15 protein-coding genes are annotated in these 22,088 nt (G+C 31.8%); 10 read left to right on the top strand and 5 right to left on the bottom strand.

Translation table 11 applies throughout. The features are described 5' to 3' along the window. The first annotated feature begins 89 nt into the window (after positions 1 to 89). The 5 genes from AWE51_RS05225 (at position 90) to AWE51_RS05200 (ending at position 9,069) form a co-directional block, all read left to right on the top strand. Positions 90 to 2,945 (top strand): carboxypeptidase-like regulatory domain-containing protein, encoded by a 2,856-nt coding sequence (locus tag AWE51_RS05225; protein ID WP_066310431.1) that lies wholly within the window; start codon positions 90 to 92, stop codon positions 2,943 to 2,945. A 4-nt stretch (positions 2,946 to 2,949) separates the two neighbouring features. Further along, positions 2,950 to 7,527, top strand: a complete 4,578-nt coding sequence (locus AWE51_RS05220) for a TonB-dependent receptor plug domain-containing protein (protein WP_066310428.1) — start codon at positions 2,950 to 2,952, stop codon at positions 7,525 to 7,527. A gap of 476 nt (positions 7,528 to 8,003) precedes the next feature. Beyond that, positions 8,004 to 8,234 carry a hypothetical protein gene (locus AWE51_RS05210; protein ID WP_066310423.1) on the top strand — a complete coding sequence of 77 codons (231 nt, stop codon included), beginning with the start codon at positions 8,004 to 8,006 and terminating at the stop codon, positions 8,232 to 8,234. A gap of 282 nt (positions 8,235 to 8,516) precedes the next feature. Continuing rightward, a complete protein-coding gene (locus AWE51_RS26860) occupies positions 8,517 to 8,687 on the top strand; it encodes a hypothetical protein (protein ID WP_198403799.1) in 171 nt (56 codons plus the stop codon). Beyond that, the gene (locus AWE51_RS05200) at positions 8,680 to 9,069 is read left to right on the top strand and encodes a YchJ family protein (RefSeq protein ID WP_066310413.1); all 390 of its coding nucleotides are present in this window, start codon (positions 8,680 to 8,682) and stop codon (positions 9,067 to 9,069) included. The genes AWE51_RS26860 and AWE51_RS05200 overlap by 8 nt, the downstream gene beginning before the upstream one ends. Before the next feature lie 4 nt (positions 9,070 to 9,073). Here the strand turns inward: AWE51_RS05200 and AWE51_RS05195 are convergent, their stop codons facing one another. Beyond that, on the bottom strand, positions 9,074 to 10,159 hold the full coding sequence (locus AWE51_RS05195; protein WP_066310411.1) for an adenylate/guanylate cyclase domain-containing protein: 1,086 nt from the start codon (positions 10,157 to 10,159) through the stop codon (positions 9,074 to 9,076). A gap of 181 nt (positions 10,160 to 10,340) precedes the next feature. After that, a complete protein-coding gene (locus tag AWE51_RS05190; protein ID WP_066310409.1) occupies positions 10,341 to 11,426 on the bottom strand; it encodes an adenylate/guanylate cyclase domain-containing protein in 1,086 nt (361 codons plus the stop codon). Positions 11,427 to 11,614: 188 nt separating this feature from the next. Here AWE51_RS05190 and AWE51_RS05185 point away from each other — a divergent pair, with 188 nt between their 5' ends. After that, complete coding sequence (locus tag AWE51_RS05185) at positions 11,615 to 12,193, top strand: carboxymuconolactone decarboxylase family protein (RefSeq protein WP_066310408.1); 579 nt, start codon at positions 11,615 to 11,617, stop codon at positions 12,191 to 12,193. Between the two features lie 6 nt (positions 12,194 to 12,199). Here the strand turns inward: AWE51_RS05185 and AWE51_RS05180 are convergent, their stop codons facing one another. Continuing rightward, on the bottom strand, positions 12,200 to 13,552 hold the full coding sequence (locus AWE51_RS05180; protein WP_157766019.1) for a glycoside hydrolase family 113: 1,353 nt from the start codon (positions 13,550 to 13,552) through the stop codon (positions 12,200 to 12,202). A gap of 250 nt (positions 13,553 to 13,802) precedes the next feature. Further along, on the bottom strand, positions 13,803 to 14,537 hold the full coding sequence (locus AWE51_RS05175) for a hypothetical protein (RefSeq protein WP_066310404.1): 735 nt from the start codon (positions 14,535 to 14,537) through the stop codon (positions 13,803 to 13,805). A gap of 438 nt (positions 14,538 to 14,975) precedes the next feature. On the opposite strand from AWE51_RS05175, the gene AWE51_RS05170 reads away from it, so the two are divergent. The 3 genes from AWE51_RS05170 to AWE51_RS05160 all read left to right on the top strand — a co-directional run bounded on the left by AWE51_RS05170 (position 14,976) and on the right by AWE51_RS05160 (position 19,244). Next, positions 14,976 to 17,387, top strand: a complete 2,412-nt coding sequence (locus tag AWE51_RS05170) for a T9SS type A sorting domain-containing protein (protein ID WP_066310401.1) — start codon at positions 14,976 to 14,978, stop codon at positions 17,385 to 17,387. A gap of 145 nt (positions 17,388 to 17,532) precedes the next feature. Next, on the top strand, positions 17,533 to 18,441 hold the full coding sequence (locus tag AWE51_RS05165) for a DUF6268 family outer membrane beta-barrel protein (RefSeq protein ID WP_066310398.1): 909 nt from the start codon (positions 17,533 to 17,535) through the stop codon (positions 18,439 to 18,441). A gap of 236 nt (positions 18,442 to 18,677) precedes the next feature. Then, positions 18,678 to 19,244, top strand: a complete 567-nt coding sequence (locus AWE51_RS05160) for a hypothetical protein (protein WP_066311004.1) — start codon at positions 18,678 to 18,680, stop codon at positions 19,242 to 19,244. Here the strand turns inward: AWE51_RS05160 and AWE51_RS05155 are convergent. Further along, positions 19,241 to 20,122, bottom strand: coding sequence for a pirin family protein (locus AWE51_RS05155; RefSeq protein WP_066310395.1), 882 nt, complete (start codon positions 20,120 to 20,122; stop codon positions 19,241 to 19,243). The genes AWE51_RS05160 and AWE51_RS05155 overlap by 4 nt on opposite strands. Positions 20,123 to 20,768: 646 nt before the next feature. Here AWE51_RS05155 and AWE51_RS05150 point away from each other — a divergent pair. Further along, a complete protein-coding gene (locus tag AWE51_RS05150; RefSeq protein ID WP_066310394.1) occupies positions 20,769 to 22,088 on the top strand; it encodes a cation:proton antiporter domain-containing protein in 1,320 nt (439 codons plus the stop codon).

Here is a 22,088-nt window from a genome sequence, read left to right as displayed (position 1 = left end):
TTCCCTCATTAGAATGTGCGTTTCACTCATTTACTATTTTCGAATTGTTGATACCGTAGTACTTTTAAAACACACTAAAAGGAACGACTATGAAAAATCAACTACTCTTGAGGTATATAGGTATATTGATACTACTGAATTCTCAATGCATATATGCTCAACAAGGAATTGTCTCTGGCACTCTTAAAGATGAAGAAGGGTTACCATTACCAGGAGTTAATATTATAATCAAAGGGACTACAACGGGAACGCAGACAGATTTTGATGGTAATTACAATATATCATGTGCTATCGGAGACGTTTTAACATTTAGCTATGTGGGTTTTGGGCAAAAAGAGATTTTAGTAACTGCTAAAATGTTTGGTGGAAATGATAGTACAGAGATTATCAAAAAGCAAGCCGTAGAACCCATAAAAAGTAAGTCTTACGGGAAAGCGATAACGAATAACCGGACGACCGGTTTTATGATTCCGGATATTGGAAATGATGGTTATACGTATAATAAGGATGGCCCCAACTACTTTAACCATTATAGAATTAAGGATATTGTAGTTGACAATTCTGAAACAAAAGTAAAACTAACTTATTTTACACCTGATATTTTTTATGAAACGGGTTGGAATAGTACTCTTGCAATGCAATTTATTCAAAACAGTAATTTACCTAGACTCCAAAAGGAATTTAGTCAAGGTCAACCTTTTAATAATCAAAATACATTTTTTGGACCAGAAAGCGGGGTTCCATTTTCATACGGACCTAGACTAAGTACTCTAAAATTTGATGGATTAAGTAATCCCTTTGATCAAAATGGAAGGTTAATACCTAATACTAATAATGATGGAGCTATTGTAAACGCATATGATAATGAAATATTAAGAACTGTAGTAAAGACAGGTAATGATTTGTTTTTTAATGTTTCAACACAAAATCATTTTATAGGAATACTTTTTAATAGCAAAAAAAACAGGGATATTTTTAATAGAGAAAATAGTCGATTTGAAAAAGTAACATTAAACTATAATAATGCGAAAAATAGTTCTAAAAAATTAATTTGGGACACGTTTATTACATACACTAACACAATTGATAATCAGCCTAATTTAAATGGATTTTTAAACACATTGTTGCTTAATACATGGGCTACACCAACAAGTTTTGATAGTAAACAAGGTACCATACTACCCGATAATAAACAACGTACGTTTAGTGCAAATAATTTTAATAATCCTAATTGGCTCTTAGAAAATAATAGAAACCGAATAAGAACTAATGATTTTGTTGCCAGTTTACAAAATACTCTGGAGCTCTCAGACAACACTTCTTTATACGCTAATACAAATTATACCAGTACAAAAAATACGCAAGAATTTGGTTTAATACCAGATACTATTGGTTTTTTGGATGGATATGGTAGCACAAAAGATTTTAATAGTGATGCTTTTAATTCGCTGATTAACTTTAAGTTCAATTCAAATGGGAATAAAAATGAATTAGAATTAGAATCGACAGTACAGTATACTTATAATTCTTTAAAGTACTCTTTAAAAGAAGAAACAGGTTTCCCCCCTTTTTCTTTTAATAATCCAAATAGTACGACAATTATTGAAAAAAACGTAGTCAGAAATACGGTACAGTTTACGAATAGTTTGAGTTATTCTTTTTCCGAGTATGAAGCAAAGGCTTCAATAACTCACAATGCAATTACTTCATCGATTCAAAATAATAAATGGTTTTTACCAAGTTTTCAATTTGAAATAGATTTGTCTAACTTTTTAGATAGTTACTGGCTATACGACATAAAACTACATACAAGTACTTCTTTTGAAGCTCAGCAAACACCTTTATATTATGCAAATCAAAGTCATAATAGTTTAGATATTACACCGATTCAAAGTCTTGGCCTGATAGCAAATGATGACTTATTTGTAAGTAATGATATTGAATTAGAAGAAAAAAACAGTTTTACTTTAGGAACTAACCTAGTATTTGAACTTTTTAATAGGCCAGCTACTCTAGAAGCTAATTATTATAATTATAAGCACAAAAAAAGTGTATTTCCGGTTATAAATGAAAACCAATTTCAATTAAAGAATGTAGCAGATATTAATCAATATGGTTTTGAAAGTACGTTTAGTTTTCCAATATATTTTAAGTATAACTTTTCGTATACCCCAAAACTTGTATTTTCTACCTATCGCAATAAAGTATCTAAAATATACGGAAACAATGAAAGAATTCCTATTGCAGGTTTTTCTACAATCTCGAAAAACTTGATTAAAGGGCAACCAGCAGGAGTTTTGGTTGGGTCCGCATATGCCAGAGATAATCAAAATAACATTATTATAGATCAAGATGGATTTCCTTTGATTTCATCTACTCCACAAATTATAGGAGATCCAACTCCAGACTTTAGTCTTGGTTTTTCAAATTCATTTGACTGGGAGAGATTACAATTTAGTTTTCTTATAGATTTTCAGAAAGGAGGAGATGTATGGAATGGCACACAAAATGCACTTAATTACCTGGGAACCTCACAACAATCTGCAGAAGAAAGAGAAATATCACAATTTGTATATGATGGTGTTGATCAACAGGGGCAAATAAATACTATTCCTGTAGATTTTGCCAATCCAGAAAATGATATTCAGGACAATAGGTTTGTGCGATATGGGTTCGAAGGAGTTGCAGAAGAAGCTATAGTAAAAGGAACCTACCTTAATTTAAAATCTATTCAATTATCATATCAATTTAGAAGGGATACTGATAGAGACTTTATACGACTTTTAGATATAGGAATTTATGCCAAAAACATATTTACCTATACAAAATACAGAGGCGCTTCACCTTACAGTAGTCTTTTTGATCACAGTTCAGGTCAACAACTTCAATTTTTTAATACGCCACTAACGAGTGAAGTTGGTCTACAAGTTAAAATCAAAATATAAGCATATGAGAACTATTACAAACAATAAATACATCGTTCTTGTCATACTAATACTAAGCGTTACTTCTGTTTCATTTACTATTTATGATCAAGAACAAAAATTGATTGAAGATATTTATACGCATACCGATCGTTCATTCTATTTTCCAGGAGAAACCATTTGGTTTAAGTCTTATGTTGTGGATACAGATCATAATATAACCACTTTAAGCGATGTCATGTATGCAGAATTAATATCTCCAAAAGGTACAGTGGTTGAGCAGTTAAAAATAAGAATTAATCAAGGTTATGCTTACGGTAACTTTGATACCAAAGAAGAATGGGCAGGGGGGGTGTATACTTTAAAAATGTATACGCATTGGATGAGAAACTATGGGGAAGAGATTTTCTTTACAAAGAAACTTACAATTCAAAAAGTAGTTCAACCCAATGTATTGTTTACTCTTAAATTTGAAAAAGAGGGCTATGGTAAAGGAGCTGAGGTTGTTGCTGATTTTAAGGTCAAAGACTTAAAAAACAAACCGTTATCTAATAAAGAGTTACGATATGAGGTAGCGGTAAAAGGTGAGAAAATTATATCTGATAAATTTAGTACCGATGCAAAAGGAGTTGCAAGACCAAGGTTTATGTTACCTATGGATTTATCTACGGCAGATGTAGTATTTACAGTTTTAATGCCCTATAACGGTACTACAGAATCTATATCCCGAAGTGTTCCTGTCATATTAGATACAATAGATTTACAATTTTTTCCTGAAAGCGGTAATATTATTGCAGGAGCTACCAATCAAGTTGCGTTTAAAGCTTTGAATGAGTTTGGAAAACCAGTTGATTTATCAGGAGAGATTATTGATAGTAATAATGAGATAATTACTCAATTTAAAAGTTATCATGACGGTATGGGTGGTTTTTCATTGTTAGCACAATCAAATGTCAAATATTATGCGCGTATAACCTCACCGTTTACTTCAAAAAAGAAATTGCCTTTACCATTAATTAAAGAAAAAGGAGTAACATTTTCGGCTACTACAGATAGTACATCCACAATACTTAGACTATTTTCTAATATAGACGAAGAGTTACAATTAGAAGTTTCAAATGGATCAAAAAAACTTTTAAATCAATCTATAGCAAAAGGTGAAAAAGTAGTAAAAATATTTACAAAAGATATGCCCATAGGTATAACTCGCTTTACAATTAAAAATCAAAACAAAATCCCAATAGCAGAACGGTTAGTATTTTTAAATAAAGACAGACAACTAAACATAGAGATTAGTACTGATAAAGAAAATTATGAAACTCGAGAAAAAGTTACAGTTCATCTTAAAACAATGGATAAAAAGGGTAAGCCTATTCCATCTAACATTTCATTAGCCGTAGCAGATAATAAATTACTTTCATTTGCAGATGATAAACAAGATAACATATTGTCGTATTTATTAATGTCTTCAGAATTGAAAGGAAAAATTTATAAACCTATTTTTTATTTTGATAAAACAGAACCTAAAGCAACAAAAGCTTTGGATTATGTAATGCAGACACATGGGTGGAGAAATTATTTGACCGAAGCAGTAATCACAAAAAATAATGTAAGATTTTTACCAGAGCAAGAAGATATTCATCGGGGAGTCGTATTAAATAAGTCAGGAAAACCCGTAAAAGCACATTTATTGTTATTTGATGAATCAGGAAATAAGGTGTTAGTCTTTGATACCAATGATAAGGGACAATATCTATGTAAGCTAGGAAAATCAAGAAGTTACACCTTAATAGCCTATACCGATACTAAAGAATCACTTCGTATAGTTGAGACTGCTTCAAAAAGAGGGTATTATGCTTCTAGACATCAAACAAATAATGGTAAAGATACTAGAAGAGTAAAAGCGTTTGTTGGTAATACACTACCAATAAAGAAGCCAATTAAAAAGAAAGCTACGGCTTCTGTAACTTTAGATGAGAGTAGTGCAGCGTTAGAAGAAATTGTTATTGTTGGTTATGGTATCGATCGTAAAAAATCACTTGGTGGTTGTATTTCATATATTAAATCAAATGATATTACAGAAAATTCTAATGTCATTGAACTTTTACAAGGTAATGTAGCCGGTGTTAGTATTGTAAATGCAGATGGTATATATGGCAGTGCACATAAAATTCATATACGAGGAAATGCAACTATATCGGGTAATAATCAACCCCTTTTTGTTATAGATGGTGTTGTTGTTTCTTCAGAATCTATGATGAACATGGATACAGCAAATATTGAGTCTATTACAGTTTTAAAAGATGCTGCCGCTACCTCGCTTTACGGAAGTCCTGGAACTAACGGTGTTGTTATAGTCTCATCTAAAAACAAAAAACACATTTCTAACAGTTGGAAAAAGAAATTAAATAATTCAAGAAGATATAGTAATTATAGTTTTCATAGTATATATAATAACAACTCAATTACATATTATACGCCAAGTCAATTTTATGTTCCGATATATGACAGTGAATTGGTACCTCAAAAACGTACGGATTTTAGAAAAACTATTTATTGGAATCCCGTAGTGCAAACTGATAGTAATGGAGAAGCATCTTTATCATTTTATAATTCTGATGCCATTACTTCTTTTAAAATTACAGCAGAAGGGATTGGATACAATGGACTTGTAGGAAGAAAAGAAAAGGATTATAGCACCAAAAAACTCTTATCTATAGATGTAAAAACACCTAATTATATGGCACTTAATGATACGGTCATATTACCTTTTACGATTAAAAATGAATCTCGTGATACTATAACTACAACTTTAGGGATAATTGTACCAGAAGGAATAGAACATATCGCCTCTGTAGATAACCAAATTAAAATTTATCCAGGAACTGCATTAGTACACGAGGTAAAAGTTCGACCATTTAAGACAATGAAATTGGGGACCATAAGAGCATCAGTCTCTACAGAACAAGGGTATAGTGATATCGTACATAAAGATATATCAGTTATAAGTCCTTATTTCCCAACAGAAACATCAATATCAGGTTCAAAAAATGAATCATTTACTTTTGATGTAAATCATGTTGTTCCCGGGAGTGTTACAGCTAATTTTAAAATATATACGGATATCGTAGGTGATGTTATGAATGGTGTAGAATCTCTAATAAGAGAACCTCATGGATGCTTTGAACAAACATCATCAAGTACATATCCAAATATTTTAGTACTTAAATACCTTCAAGAAACGGGTAAAACTAATCCTGCTATTTCTAAAAAGGCGATGCATTATATACAAGAAGGGTATAAGCGATTAATAAGTTTTGAAACCAAAGAAGGAGGTTTTGAATGGTTTGGACATACACCGCCTCATGAATCATTAACCGCTTATGGGGTGCTGGAATTTACTGAAATGAAAGAGATTTACCCAGAGGTAGATCAGAAAATGATCAATAGAACTGTAGATTGGCTGTTAAGTAGAAGAGATAGTAAAGGAGGGTTTAAAAAAAGTAAAAAAGGATATGATAGCTTTGCAAGTTCTCCTAAAGAAGTAGCCGATGCTTATATCGTGTATGCAATTAGTGAAGCGGTACCTACTGCAGCTATTACTAAAGAATATGATGCGACTTATGCCAAGGCATTACAAACTAATGATACCTATAGAATGGCCTTGTTAGCTCTTTCTAGCTTTAACTTAGGTAAAACAGATAATAGTGCACTACTGCTATCGGCACTACAAGAAAATATAGCAACCCATGGGTTTGATAATTTACCTGTAGAAAATACAATAACAAGATCATATGCCAATTCAAAGAACATAGAGACAGTTGCTTTTACGCTATTGGCACTTATGAGAGATTATAAAAAAAATGAACTTCTTATTACTAAAGGAATTGAATATTTAGTAAGTAAAAGAAAAAATGGGCGTTTTGGAGCTACACAATCTACATCCATAGCGCTTAAAACCTTAATTGAATATACCAAAAGACAGAAGTCAGAAATTATAAATAAAGATCAGACACTAAAGCTCACTATAAACGGTAAAGAATTAGTTAAGAAATTAGAAATAAATGAAAAAGGACAGGTTGTTATACAGAACCTTAATAGCTATATAAAAGAGGGTGAACAGCAAATAGAAGTATATTTTTCTAATCCCAAACAGACGTTTCCGTATGAGATGATTGTAAAATGGGAAAGCACCTTACCAGACACTTCTAATTTATGTAAAATGCAACTAGAAAGCATAATTAAAGATCAGAAATATGCAGTAGGAGATAATGTGAGAATGATAGTACAGGTATCAAATACATCTTCAATAGGAGTGGGGTTGCCAATGGCTATTATAGGAATACCATCAGGAACAACAACGCAACCATGGCAATTAAAGGAATTACTAGAAAAAAAGGAAGTTGCTTATTATGAGATATTTGAAAATTACTTAGTGTTGTATTGGCGAGAATTTGCTGCAAAAGAAACTAAAGCTATTGCATTAGACCTTAAAGCAGATATTGCTGGAGCGTATACCGCACCAGCCAGTACAACATACTTATATTATGAAGATGAATATAAACATTGGATACCAGGAAACACGCTAGAAATTGGGCGTTGATAAGATGCTAGAATAAGTTTGTGTTGTATTAAGTTAATGATGGGAGTATTTCATACTCCCATCATTAACTTAATAATTTTACTTTACGACTATTTCCTTATTATGGTTTCTACATTCTTATTAATAGTTTTTAAGATATCAATACCATTAACGAATGACTCCACATCAAGTATATTATTTTTCGTACCTCTATATTCAAATTCTAATATTCTGCTGAGGTTATATAGAAGAACATCCATAGGTCCTTTTTGTACATTATCATTAATCAAATTATAGTATTCTAATAATTCTATCTCCTTGAATTTCTTTTATAATTAATATTTACTGCTATGCTAGCAAATAAATTATATTAACAATTATACCATCGAATGTGAAACTTTAATTATAGAATCGTTAAAGTGCAGTCTAGTTATACCTAAAGCAGTAAAAGCATCGTTAATTGAATGCTGACTTGCGTAATAAAAATTCCCCTGACAATGATGGTGATTGATGGCATCATCATTGAAACACCCTTGACTACTCTGGTAGTGGAGGGTGTTTTTTATTTATTACTATTCTTTAAGGAAGGAAAAGCATTATTTTGGTATGATAAAACAGGAGGTAAGATTGAGTTTTTTACTAAAGGTGGAAAACATCCAACAAATGGTAAAGTGCTAAGACCGGCTACCCAAAAGATCATTCGTAAATATGTATTTGGAGAAGAATAATCACATATGAATTCTTATAGGAAATTTAAGGAGTATTTCTTATCTTAATTGTATACAAATACAAACCTTAAAACAGCACTTATTATGGAACTTATGGAAATTATAGACAAAGATGAAAAGATACACTACATCAATCCAAGTCACATATCAGCAATTTGTGAGATAGACAATCAATGCAAAATTAATTTAATGGGACAAGATTATATGTTGACCAAAAAATCTATGAAAGAAGTAAAAATTCAACTGATGTCTTTTAGGCATTATTAATAGATATATTTGCATATGGCTAAAAAAGGAAAAGAAAAAAATACGCAGAACAAAGCCAAACATGCTAAGTTGATGAATCGTAAAAAGAATAAGCTACGAAAAGAAAAAGAGACTAGGGCAGCTCGCTTAAAAGAACTAGTGCAAAAAATGAATCAACAACAAGATAAAACTGCTTCTAATGAGTAATTGTTATTGCGGTAGGTCTTTCTCGTATGATTCATGTTGTGGTACAATACATCAAGATATTTCAACAGTAACTACTGCAGAGAATTTAATGCGTTCGCGTTACAGCGCTTTTGTTTTGGCTAATGGGGATTATCTTATGCAAAGTCATCATTCTTCTACTAGACCTTCGTCTAAAGAAAAGAAATCAATTGTACGATGGGCCAAATCAGTACAATGGGTTAAGTTAGAAGTGGTAAGAACTACTTTAGGAAAATCAAATGATACAGAAGGAACTGTTCATTTTAAAGCATTGTATTATGAAAATGGTAGTTTGCAAATGATCGAGGAACATTCCAAATTTGTAAAAGAGCAGGGGTATTGGGTATATTTAGATGCATTGTAATAATCTAGGCTATTTGATTTATAGCATGAATACCTACTTTTTCTTGTTTTCCTTTAAGTAAAACACTACCTAAAAATTGCGACGTTATATGTGCGCTCACTTTTAGATCCTGCATTATCTTTTCTGATATTAAAAAAGGAACTTTATAGGTGTTACATTCGCCTTGTATGCGAGCAGAGGTATTAATCACATCACCATGGTATGCAATTTCTTTCTTAATCACACCTACTTCTGTTACCATTAACTTACCTCCATGAAGTCCCGCTTTAAATTCTGGAATTACACCATATTTATTTTGATAATACTCTGATTTACGTTGTTTTTTCTGTTGAAAAGCAAAAAATAAATCAATACAATTATTATTGGCTAATCCTTTTTTATAGGGCCAGCTCAGTACAACTTCGTCACCTACATATTGATAAATCTCAGCATTAAATTTTGGTACTACAGCATTAAGATCATAAAAACAATCTTGTATAAATTCACTGTATTTATAATGTCCTAAGTTTTCTGCAATAGCAGTAGAGTCTTTTAAATCTAAGAACATAAATATTCTTTTTTCTTCTTGCGGAGTTTTATATTTTCCTAGTAATAGTTTAAGAAATGTACCTTTTCCAAATTTTTCATTTGCCATCTTAATAAAAGAAAACACAAATGAAGCTACTACAATATATAAAATAGCTGTCCAAAATGATTTGTTTTGTGCCCACCATCCAGAATCTGTGTTTACATTGGTGTTGTTGAAATCCGAGAATACATCTGTTACCATGGTAAAAACAAAGATTGTAGTCATGAAATGAAATAAAGTTCTAATAACCACATCATTGGTAAGAGATATTCTTCGGGCGGCAAATGCATCAAAAATAAAGTCTATAGTAGTGTATAAAGCACCGATTAGTATACCGATACTAGTTAATTTTAATAAAGAATATAATATTCCTAGAGTGCCACTATATGAGGTAACAACAGTAAAATGATCTTCTTCATCTATTCCGTAGTATCTTAATATCGAATATAATCCCATGGCTACAGACCAAAAAAGAACTGATTGCGATAGTAGCTGTGTATATTGTTTCAACTTGCGATTCATAATAGTATAGCTTTAATTGATTTACATTGACATCGAATCAAATGATTATCAGATGCTTTCTATACCTAAAACAAACAAACGGAAAAATCCCCTACTTTTTTATTTACATTTTATTTTTTAAAAGAGTTTTTAATTGTGTAAAACATTGAATTTTAATAGCTATTTGTTCTTTTTGAAAGTATTAACGAACCTTGTTAATAGTGTGAATATTCACTTTCTCTTGCTTTCCTTTAAGTAAAACACTTCCCAAGAATTTAGAAGTTAAATGAGTGTTTATTTTTAGATCCTGTAATAGTTTCTCTGAAATTAAGAGTAACACTTTATAGGTGTTACATTCGGCTTGAATACGCGCAGAAGTATTTATCACGTCTCCGTGATAAGCAATTTCTTTTTTTATGACTCCAACTTCAGTAACCATCAATTCTCCACCATGTAATCCTGCTTTAAACTCTGGGATAACACCATACTTATCAAGATAATACTCGGATTTCTTATGTTTCTTTTGTTGAAAAGCAAAAAATAGATCCACACAATTATTGTTAGCAAGTCCCTTTTTGTAAGGCCAACTTAAAACCGCTTCATCACCTACATACTGATAAATTTCGGCATCGTATTTAGGAACTACTTCATTAAGGTCATAAAAGCAATCTTGTATAAATTGACTGTATTTGAAATGCCCAAGATTTTCTGCAATGGTAGTAGAGTCTTTTAAATCCAAAAACATAAAAATTCGTTTTTCTTCTTGTGGCTGCTTGTATTTACCCATAAGCATTTTAAGAAAAACGCCTTTTCCAAACTTCTCTGTAGCGATTTTGATAAAGGAAAAAATAAAAGAAACAAAAACAATATATAATATCGTTGCCCAAAATGATTTGTTTTCTCTCCACCAACCAGCTTCAGTATTTAGATTGATGTCATAAATACTAGAAAACAAATCCATAATAACTGTAAATACAGCAATAGTGGTGATAAAGTAAAAGAAAGTCCTAATTATCAAATCATATACAAGGGATATTCTATTGGAAGCAAAACGATCAAAAACAAAATCTATGGTAGCGTACAAAAAACCTATTAAAGTACCGATACTAGTAAACCCCAGTAAAGCTCGTAAAGTTCCTTGCAGACCACTATACTCTGTTATAACCTGAAATCCTTCTTCTTCCTCAATACCATAATATCTAAATATTGAAAATAACCCCATTACCACAGACCAAAAAAGTACAGATTGCCATAAAAGCTGCAGGTATTGTTTCAACTTACGATTCATGATTGAGTATAACTTTAAGTTCTAAAAATAGAATAGTATTACGGATTAAAGATATAAATATTATCCTAGTATCATAAACTAGAAACCTTTTGAGTATTGCATCTATTTCTTTTATTTTTTTTTCATCCATAGTGACATTGTCGAGATCATTTAGTAACTTGATAACACCAACTTAAAAATATGATACAATGAAAACAATAAGTTCAATTATTGATGATCCAATTACAACTCCCGAATTAGAAAAGACTTTTGAAACTGTTAAAGAAGAACTGGGAGCTCCATTTGTTCCACATTTTTTTCAAGTATGGGGAGACTCACCGATGGCATTACAGGGTATTGTACCACCAATGAAATTTATATTAGGAAGTGGCGAACTCGACCGAAAAGTCAAAGAAATGATTATGATAGCTGTGTCTTCATATAGACATTGTGACTATTGTGAAGCAGCGCATCATGTGTTTTGTTCTAGTATGGGTGCGGTACCTGAACAAATAGATGCTTTAGTGAATACGTATACGTTACCAGAAGATGATAATCCTAAAGACAAAGCAGCCATAGATTTTGCAGTGAAACTTGCAAAAGACTCTAAATCTAGTAGTGAAGCAGATTTTACAAAGCTTAAAGATTTAGGGTATTCTAAATCAGAAATCCTTGAAATCATTGCAATGTCCGGTATGGCAGTTTTTTATAGTCATCTTGCTGATGCAACGAAAATTACGATAGATAAAGGTTTTATTGATGCTTTGTCTAAAAAAGAACTGTCCTGATATATATTATTTACTGTACCATTTTGCAATAGTGTTTTGGGCAGGTTTAAATCTAGGTGAGAAATTAAGACTTTTTGGTGCGCTTTCTTTTGTCGTTCGAGTATCCCACTCCCAAATATATGTTCCGGCGAACCATTCTTTATTCCACAAAGATTCAAATAAGGCTTGATAGGCTAGTTGTTGTGTACGGTCAGATTTTTTTTGGTACAGTATACTAAAATAAGACCCCCATTCCCATGGTTTTATTGTGGCAGATGTTTCACTTTTATAACCTACTTCGGTAAACAGAATAGGTCTTTGATGGTTTCTAGATAAATTCTCTAGTGTCTTGATATGTGTATTCCACCCTTTTTTTATAGATGCTAAATCAGGATTTACTTTTTGCGTTAACGGAAAATAAGCCTGTATACCTATATAATCAAGATCTGACCAAAAGTCAATGATCTCATATTCTCCATCCCAATTTGCAGCATAAGTCAATTTACCAGAATAGATAGCTTTTATTTCTTTGACTAAAGCTTTCCATTGCCTTGGTTGCCGTTCTAACGAAGATTTTAACTCGGTACCAATACAAAATAGTGATGCGCCGCTTTTCTCTGCCATATGTGCATAGTGTAGCATGTTTTTACGATATCTTTCAAACCAAATTTTCCAATCCGAATCAGATGAAAAGTCAATTTCTGATCGCCATCCATCGATTACCCAAAGGTGAGGTTTTAATTGCACATGAATTCCTTTGTTTTGTAGTTGTTGAATAGTATTGATAAAAGTTGAATCTCTTTTAGACCATTGACCAATACTATCTGGCATACTTATTTTTGTGGTATTGTTATCTTTTTGAGAAATAAAAGGTATGACTGCTACCCATTCTATATTATTTTTAACCAATGAGGCAATGGCTTCGGTATTATCAGGTTTCCAGCCAAAAACACTCATTCCTCTATGTTTACCGTCATTTTTATATAAGTTTTTAGAGTGTTCATTAGTGTTTTCGATACTATGATCCCATTGATAAATAAAATCTTCTGAGCTGTTAGTATAAACTATAATTTTGTAAAGACAAACAATAACAAAAATCGGAATTATAACACTATATAAGACTCTTTTTCCCATAATGTGTATTCCTTTTTTATAATAGAGTCTCTTGAAATATCGAATAAGTAAAAAAAGAACGCACAGGACAATGAAAAGTACATGAATGCTGATTAAGAAAGAAGTATAAGCTAAGGCTTCAATAAGGTTCTTAAGTACTGCTTTAAAGGAAATATCAGTGCCTAAAGCGAATAGAAGAGGTACAACAAATACAATCCCCCAAGTAATGATGTATATTATAATTGCAATGACTACTGCTCTTTTCATAGTGTATTATCTAAATACATATGTATTAGAAGTAGAATCACAAAAAATGTTACATTTTTAAACCTAAAATAGACTTATAGAAAGGATAAATAATTTATGTAAGCTAAAGAGGCTGCTTTAGAAAGAAAAATCTCACTTGGTGTAGAGTTAAAGATAATATAATGACTATCAATATTCTCAACTCATTTTAGTGGGATATTTAGTTATGGGTATTCTTTTTAAACAGCCTCAATTCAAATAGTTTTTTTAATTAGAAATTTAATCTTCCGGATTCGTTGGCACTACAGTAAAAATTATCCCAATTGGTACTTTTATCACTATCTAACCATACATTAGGATGTGTCCAAAAACCAGAAGATCCAGTGGTAGCAATGGCTTGATCTTTGGATAATAATTGGCAAATAAATTCTTCGACAAACCATCCATCTGTTCCCTTGAGGTATAATCGACCATTATCGACTTCGACCCATTTTATAGCTCTATCAGGAAAAGAAGCAACAAATAGATAAGCATCATAACCCCCATCTAAATTATCTCCTGCATCGTCCATCTGATTAAATGTAGGTCTGTAAGAGCCAGCACTAGTTGTAAATTGAATATAAGCTCCTCTACACCCAGTTGTCTGGTTATTGATCTTAGTTCCTGTTTTTACCCAGAGGCGATATACCCATTCTGTACCAAATCCTTTTTGATGTTGTAAGGCATTGTTCGTTATATATGTATGTACCGCATTATCAAATTGTAACATTGCCTCTTTTTGAGGAACGTCTTTTTCAAAATGCATTTTTACAACAGGTCTGGTAATTTCCGATTCGATTATATGAAAAGGGTCATCATTGGCACTTGTTGTACTTTTGTAACCTTCTTTTTGTTCTATTTTAAATAAATGGTCTTCTTTATTGATATCGGTTTTTTCATAAGAACCCAAAAAAAGAAACCCAATGACTATGGGTATTATAATCCCTAGATTACTAAATTTCTCCATTTGTTTTAGTTTTAGAGTTAATATACTATTAAATAGGTGTAAGCCATTTAGTTGGTGTTCTTAAGTATTTTTAAACCTGTAGAACATGCTTGAACAAAATTATTTTCTTTAAAAGACTAATAGAAGAGGGATATACCCCGTTTTTTATTTAAATAGCCCCTTTTTAAAGGGGGGAATTTCACCTTTTATTACGTATATTTAATACGGCAAACCTGTAGATTTTAAGTCTAGAGAATTATGTTTTTTTTAGCATTTAAAAAATCTCTTCGGTATGTTTCTTGATGCATTAAGTTTTATGTAATGCCTTTAGTATGATCTAAATAGATCATTGATGTAGTTAAAATATATTGCGTTCAATACGCCAACTTTTGAACAAGGGTACTATAGGATCAGTTTCCTGTAGGACAATTATATATTAATTTTTTAAAACCTATTCTAATGGAAATTAAAACGATTACACAAGTCAAAATGCTTGTGTTAGCAGTTGTTTGTTTCGCTTTTTCGCCAAGCACATTGTTATCACAACAAAATCCAGCAATGACTAAAGCAGCCGAAGATTTACATGCTTATATTAAACATTATAATCAAAGCGCAAATAAGAATACCATTTCTAAACAAAGCACTGCAACAAGTACTACAACTTGGCCAAAAGGAGTAAACCCATTTAATAGTTATTTTGGGGATAATGGAAGTTATAAGGAATGGAGCAATTATTTTTATAATGAAGCTCAAGCGATTAAAGATCGTACCGTTAACAAGAAATTGAGAATGACTGTTATTAATGAGGTCGAGGGTGATAATCAGAGTATAAATGATACCCAAGCTTCGGCCCAAGCTATAGCTAACTTTGGTAGTGGTACTTCAAATAATAATAGAATAAATATAATTGGAGGCTTAACAACACAAACAATTCCTGAGTTAGAAACAAGTATAACTACCGTTGATGAAGATAACGGTGCTATTCCTGTAGCTACATCGTTAGATTTTGATGGGCCGTTTAAAAGTGTTACTGCTACTTCTACCTTTGGAGATGGTCCTCATGGTAGTGCGGGATCAGGATCAGGAGATACAGATTTTTATGAGGTCGATCTAAAGGCTGGAGATCTAATAGAATTTAAAGCATCTGCTAGTGAAGGCTCTATAGTAAACCCCGTTACAGTGCTTTATAATGCAGCAGGACAGATTATTACTTTTGATGTAAGTCCTACACCTGTTACTTCGGTAAACTTTTTAGCTCCTGAAGATGGTTTATATTACTTTGGATTATATGATTTTAATATGTTGATCCAATTAACACCTGCTACCGTTACACCATTTAATTCTGGTGGAGGAGTAGGTATTGGCTTAGAAGGAGATTATGAAGTAGAAGCAAATTATTTTGGACAGACAGAATCTGATTTTTATTCTTTTCAACTCAAAAAAGGAGATGTTTTTGGTATCGCAGTTAATGCCCGATCAAATACAACTGCTAGATTGTTTTTTCCTAACGGAGAACAGGCAATCGGTACAAGTGGTTTCGGAAACAGAGGAGTAGAGGGGTCTCCACTACCTCTTAATGGAGAAACTTCACTTTCATACATTGCTCCAGAAACAGGAACATATAGAATATCTATAAATGGTAATATAGGTATATATGCTGCCGAAATTGTTGCCGCTAGGCCTGGATTAGAAATTAACAAAGGTCAAAAACAGATCATTTATCTAGATTTTACAGGATCTGATTTTAAACAAAGAGACTTCTTTAATGTGCCAGATAGTGTTTCTGTTGGTGATCCCGAGTTAGATAAAGAACGTTTTTTATCTCCTTTTGGAGATTTTCTTGAAAATTGGGGTATAGAAAATAATAGGTTAAATAGAACTCGAATTACTGCTGATATTACTGATGTGGTGAAAGAAAACCTTCAAAGAGATTTAATAGCATCTGGTATTAATTTTAATTTTAATGTAGAAATTGTAAGTGATTATGGTAATGCAATATTAGGAGATAGAATCCCTAAACTTCTTGAAGCTAGGGGAGTACCTTACGGAAGAGTAATTATTGGAGGTACAATTGAAGAATCAGGAATAGGAACCATAGGAATCGCAAACTCTATAGATCCAGGTAACTATAGCCTTACAGATGAAGCTTTAGTATTACTAGATGTCTTAAGTGATGTAAATCCAAATGCAGGAGCTTCTATAAATAATATCCCTAGAGCAGATGGGGTACCAATAGAAGATTTGGTATCACTTGTTGTTGGTAATGTTACCGCACACGAAATAGGGCATTATATAGGTAATTTTCATACTACAGTTACCAATGATGTGTTTTCTATTATGGATGAAGGAGGTAATATTTTGTCCCTCGTAGGTATTGAAGCTGGAGCAGCTTTTGGTGATCCTAGTACGGTAGATGTAGATTTTTCTCAGGATACGTATAGCCTTAGGGAATTATTCGAAGTAGAAGGCGTGGATCTTACAGATGTAAATAGTGCTTTTGCTTTTAGTTTTTTTCCATCATTTTTTAGAGAAAAAGATGTTCTTACGTCAAATATAGATGCCCTAGAAAGTAATGTGTTGGCAAAACTGGATAAACAATTCCCAGCTAAAGTTTCTAGCTATCCAAATCCTCAAAAGAGGATAGAAACTTCTCGTTTGATATTTTCTTCAGAAAAGAGTGGTCCTGCAAAAGTAGTACTCTATAATATTCAGGGTAGTACCGTAGGTACCATATATGATGGTTTCTTAGGTAAAGGAGAAAATAAAGAAATACTTTTAGACCCGACTAGATATAATCTTACTAGAGGAATTTATATATACAAAATACAAACTGCAGAAGGTGAAACAAATCATCAAATCGCAATAAAATAGTGTGTTGTTAATTAGATTTTATTTAAAAGACGCCCTTTGCATACTGCTGGGGCGTTTTATATTTAGAAAAACAGTATTGTAAAGTATAAAAGAATAATTGTATACTTGCTGATATAAAACAAACTATAAATTTATAAAACCTTGTATGATAAACAGATTGTGTACAATTTTCATTGCTTTATTTTTTTCTCAACTATTGGTAGCCCAGGATTATATAGATCTTGTAAAAGTTAATTACGGCTCTATTCTTAATGCTTCTTTTGATAATAGTGATGAAGAGACTAATGTGTCTTTACTAGATATAAATGTAACCTATCCTATAAAAATTAATGATAAATTAGTAATTGTCACAGGAGTCGATTACACCCAACATACCTTAGATTTATTACCAAATGCAGCATCAACAAGTTTAAAAAATATAACGCTTAAAGCAGGGTTTAATATTAAACATAGTGATAAATGGACAGGGACTTATGTGTTTTTACCTAAAATTGCTAGTCAGGATTTACATACAGATGGTGATCATCTATTTTTTGGTGGATTGGCACTTTTAAAATATCAAAAAAATGACCACATGCAATACCGTATTGGTGCATATGCCAGTAGTGAAGGCTTTGGTACTTTTTTAACACCGATTTTAGGCCTTTATCATTTAAGCGAAAATAAAAAATGGGAGGTTTCGGCTAGCTTACCAATTAATGCCGATGTTAATCATCGTTTTAATGACGCTGTAGCTATTGGTTTAGGGTTTCAAGCCTTTGTGCGATCATTTAGTTTAGAACGTCAAGATAATGCACCAAGGTTATATGCGCAAATGTCAAATATAGAGCTGGGGCCTTATGTACAACATAGTTTTTTAGATAATAGCATATTGGTACAATTACAAGGAGGATATTCAACAGCTTCATATGAAGTTTTTCAGGAAAATGATACATTGCCTATTCGTGTTTCGGCATTTGAGTTTGGAGATGATCGTAATCAACTTAATCCAGAAATGACAGGAAACCTTTTTGTAAGAATTGGGGCAACGTATCGCTTTGACCTTAATAAATAAGAGGATCAAAATTAATTGTTATATTACTGCTTGATTCCTTTTAAATGGTTGTGTAGGAATTTCCTCATATTTGTTTATTTTAAATTATGAGAAGGTATAAAAGACTATTTAAATACTATGTGTAAGTTGAATCATATTTGATTTAAAAACGCTCTTCATAATACAATGTTAAAAACTTGTTTTTACTTTTTCAATAAATTGTGATTTCTTTGCCAGCGGGAAAAAAATACAAGACATTGGAACATCAAGAAAAGGAAACTGTTAAGGTATATACGCGCTATAACTTTTTTAATAAGACATATTGTGTGTTTAAAGGTGCGCCATTATGGGAAATTAGAAAAAGAAAACCTAATTACCGAAGTGAATCAGGGAGCACCTATTATTATACAAAACATGGTGTCTATAGAATGTCTAACCATTGGGGAAGAGCAGCAAAATGCCAATGGCGTTTAGTTTCAGATTTTCCTGCAGAGATTGATGATCTAAGACTTGGGTATGCAGATTGGGCAGATTTTAGAGAAAACTTAGACCCGGATATCGATGCTTACTATATTTCTGTAGATTTTGAGACAAAGAAAGTAAGTTATATGCATAAGGATAATCCGGCATATGATAATATAGCTGTATTGCGCTCTGCAGATGCTACCCGTAAGCTTATCAAACAAATAAAAAACCTTTTGGAAAATCATAAATGGGCAAAATATTATGATTATGAAGATCTTGAAGAGTTTAGAGAAGAAGTGGTGACTAGATTAATAAACAGTACAATCTCACTAAACGAATTACGTAGAGAATTGGTTTAAAAACCTATTTCTGGTAAAGGTACATAAGTATCATCTCCTTTAACTATCGGAAATTCGTGATTTTTCCAGCGTTGTTTGGCTGTTTCTATTTTGTCTTTGCTCGTTGAAACAAAATTCCAGTAGATGTGCCGTTCTTCAGGAAATGGTATGCCTCCAAACAATAGAATATGTGTATTAGGTTCTAAAGTTATCGCACAACTATCTTCTGTTTTAGATACTAACATGTTTCCCTTTTCAATACGATCATTACAAGCAACAATAGCGCCTTTTACTATACAGATGCCTATCTCACCTCGCAACTGACCCTTGATTTCTAATTCGTAGGCTGTTTTAGATTTGATTTCAATCATAAATAATTCCGAATGAACAGGTAGAGGAGAGGTTTTACCATAACCTGTGCCCGCAATTAAACGAAACGTAGTTTCTTTATCTTTCCAACTAGGTAAATCCGAAGCATTGATATGATGAAACTCTGGAGCTATATCTTCTAGTTCTTTTGGCAAGGCTACCCATATTTGATACCCATGGGCGATGAATTCAGAACCATCCCTTAGATCATTTGGTGTACGTTCTGTATGAGTAACACCTTTACCGGCTACCATCCAATTTACAGATCCTGGAGAAATACGTTGATGTGTACCAATACTATCTTTATGCATTAGTTCGCCATCAAGCATATATGTTAATGTAGACAGTCCAATATGTGGATGCTGATCTACATCCATGTAATGCCCTTTTTTTATAGTTGTTGGCCCCATATGATCAATAAATATAAAGGGACCTACCATTCTTTTCTTTCTAAAGGGAATCAATCTACCTACTAAAAAGTCACCTATGTCACGACTTCTTTCTTCTATAATTAAACCTTGATTAGACATTATTAGTTTTTTAATACGGCTATTAAAAGTATAGTTTTTTGAGTGAGATTACGTTAAATATTTATTAAGGTGAAATTTTGAAGATGAAACTTGAAAGTAGTCAAACATTTCTAATAGATTTTCGAAGAAAATAAAAAGCGAAATTACTAAGTAGTATTTCGCTTTTTAAATTTTTACTTTCCAAATTAATAATTTGGAATCACTAATTATGTCATTCATTTGTAAAACTTTTTATCGCTGTATTGCATATGCAGACGAAGCTGGAAGAGTTTTTAAAAATTTCATAACTGTTGTTAGATCTAATCTAAAATTTGAGTAAAAGTTTTTCATAATATTTTTTTTTAATCTTATAAAAACAAAGTTATAGAAGAACAGCATCTCTTTTTGGTGATAAAAGTCACCGTAACACGTTAAAAAAGTGTTATTTTTTAATCTTAGTGTAAGGTTTTAATCAGTTCATTATAAGTTAGTTCTTTAGCTTTTTTTCATATTGTTATTTTATTTTTTAAGTCTTAATTTTTTGTTTGCCCTTTGATTGTTGTTGAATAATACCGCATAGCTATATTTTTAAGGTTAAAATAATTTACTATCTTTTCAATCGTTAAAAGATCTATATCAAATAACATAATCAACCTTAAACCTACTCATGGAAATTTTTTCTTCTTATAATGTAATCATTGGGATTTCATTAACTATAATATTATCTTTTATATTTAATGGTGTTGCCAAAAAAACCAATGTACCCGCTGTATTGTTGTTAATTATATTAGGAATAGTTGTACAGTATATTCTTAAAGCGTTTGGTGGTGAGACAACCTTTTTTACGCCTATGCTCGAAGTATTAGGTATTGTTGGTTTGATTATGATTGTATTAGAAGCGGCACTAGAGCTAGAGCTTAAAAGTGATAAATTGATGCCAATTCTTAAGTCTTTAGCAATAGCATTGATAGGGCTAGTTGCATCGACCTTTATTGCAGCGGTAATTCTAAAGGCTTTAGTAAAAGACATGAGTATGCAATCTGCCTGGTTGTATGCAACACCATTATCCATATTATCTAGCGCAATTATTATACCTAGTGTATCAGGTCTTAAAGAAGCTAAAAAGGAGTTTCATATTTATGAAAGTACGTTCTCAGATATTTTAGGAATTATGCTCTTTTATTTTTTAACCGGAAGGTTAAATCCTGCAGAGGATGCAGGGGTAGGAGGCTTTTTTTTAAACCTTATTCTAACAATAGTGATTTCATTGATCGCTAGTTATGCTATTATTTTAATATTCCAAAAAATTAAAAGCCAGGTAAAGTTATTTCTATTAATAGCAGTACTGTTATTACTTTATGCCCTAGGAAAGAAAATGCATTTATCATCTTTAATCATAATTTTAATCTTTGGTTTAGTGATTGCAAATATGAAATTGTTTTTTCAAGGACAACTAAGACAATATTTGGATTTTGAAAAGGCTAAATCTATTTATCATGAGTTACATGTAATTACTGCAGAAACAGCTTTTGTTGTTCGTACGTTGTTCTTTGTTATTTTTGGAATTACAATTGTTTTATCATCGCTGTTAAGTTTAAAAGTGACTTTAATTAGTCTTTTAATATTAATTTCTATTTATGCTATTCGTTATGGTTTACTTCGTCTTTTTTTAGGTAAAGATATTTCGCCACAGGTATTTATAGCACCTAGAGGGTTAATTACAGTGTTATTATTTTATGCAATACCTGCAGAAGCAATGGTAGAAGGTTTTGAACCAGGAATACTATTGTTTGTTATCATAGGAACGAGTCTAATTATGACAGGAGGTATGATTAGAGATAAGAAATTAAATCCACCAGAAGATTTAGAAAGTATTGAATCTAAAGAGGATACAAACGAAGAGACCGAGTATTTTATTAATAATGCAACAGATCTTAGTGAACTTGATGAAACTAAAAGCTCACCAGACGAAAATGAAATAGAGTAA

The organism is Aquimarina aggregata, from assembly GCF_001632745.1.
In the GTDB taxonomy this organism is placed as follows: domain Bacteria; phylum Bacteroidota; class Bacteroidia; order Flavobacteriales; family Flavobacteriaceae; genus Aquimarina; species Aquimarina aggregata.
Note: the sequence above shows the minus strand (reverse complement) of the source record. Positions and strands in the feature narration are given on the sequence as shown.

Excerpts from the sequence above, each read along its gene's own strand:
- AWE51_RS05225 (WP_066310431.1), top strand. The coding sequence starts at position 90 with ATGAAAAATCAACTACTCTTGAGGTATATAGGTATATTGATACTACTG.
- AWE51_RS05195 (WP_066310411.1), bottom strand. The coding sequence starts at position 10,159 with ATGAATCGCAAGTTGAAACAATATACACAGCTACTATCGCAATCAGTT.
- AWE51_RS05155 (WP_066310395.1), bottom strand. The coding sequence starts at position 20,122 with ATGTCTAATCAAGGTTTAATTATAGAAGAAAGAAGTCGTGACATAGGT.
- AWE51_RS05190 (WP_066310409.1), bottom strand. The coding sequence starts at position 11,426 with ATGAATCGTAAGTTGAAACAATACCTGCAGCTTTTATGGCAATCTGTA.
- AWE51_RS05150 (WP_066310394.1), top strand. The coding sequence starts at position 20,769 with ATGGAAATTTTTTCTTCTTATAATGTAATCATTGGGATTTCATTAACT.
- AWE51_RS05170 (WP_066310401.1), top strand. The coding sequence starts at position 14,976 with ATGGAAATTAAAACGATTACACAAGTCAAAATGCTTGTGTTAGCAGTT.
- AWE51_RS05210 (WP_066310423.1), top strand. The coding sequence starts at position 8,004 with ATGATGGTGATTGATGGCATCATCATTGAAACACCCTTGACTACTCTG.
- AWE51_RS05185 (WP_066310408.1), top strand. The coding sequence starts at position 11,615 with ATGAAAACAATAAGTTCAATTATTGATGATCCAATTACAACTCCCGAA.
- AWE51_RS05200 (WP_066310413.1), top strand. The coding sequence starts at position 8,680 with ATGAGTAATTGTTATTGCGGTAGGTCTTTCTCGTATGATTCATGTTGT.
- AWE51_RS05175 (WP_066310404.1), bottom strand. The coding sequence starts at position 14,537 with ATGGAGAAATTTAGTAATCTAGGGATTATAATACCCATAGTCATTGGG.
- AWE51_RS05220 (WP_066310428.1), top strand. The coding sequence starts at position 2,950 with ATGAGAACTATTACAAACAATAAATACATCGTTCTTGTCATACTAATA.
- AWE51_RS26860 (WP_198403799.1), top strand. The coding sequence starts at position 8,517 with ATGGCTAAAAAAGGAAAAGAAAAAAATACGCAGAACAAAGCCAAACAT.
- AWE51_RS05165 (WP_066310398.1), top strand. The coding sequence starts at position 17,533 with ATGATAAACAGATTGTGTACAATTTTCATTGCTTTATTTTTTTCTCAA.
- AWE51_RS05180 (WP_157766019.1), bottom strand. The coding sequence starts at position 13,552 with ATGAAAAGAGCAGTAGTCATTGCAATTATAATATACATCATTACTTGG.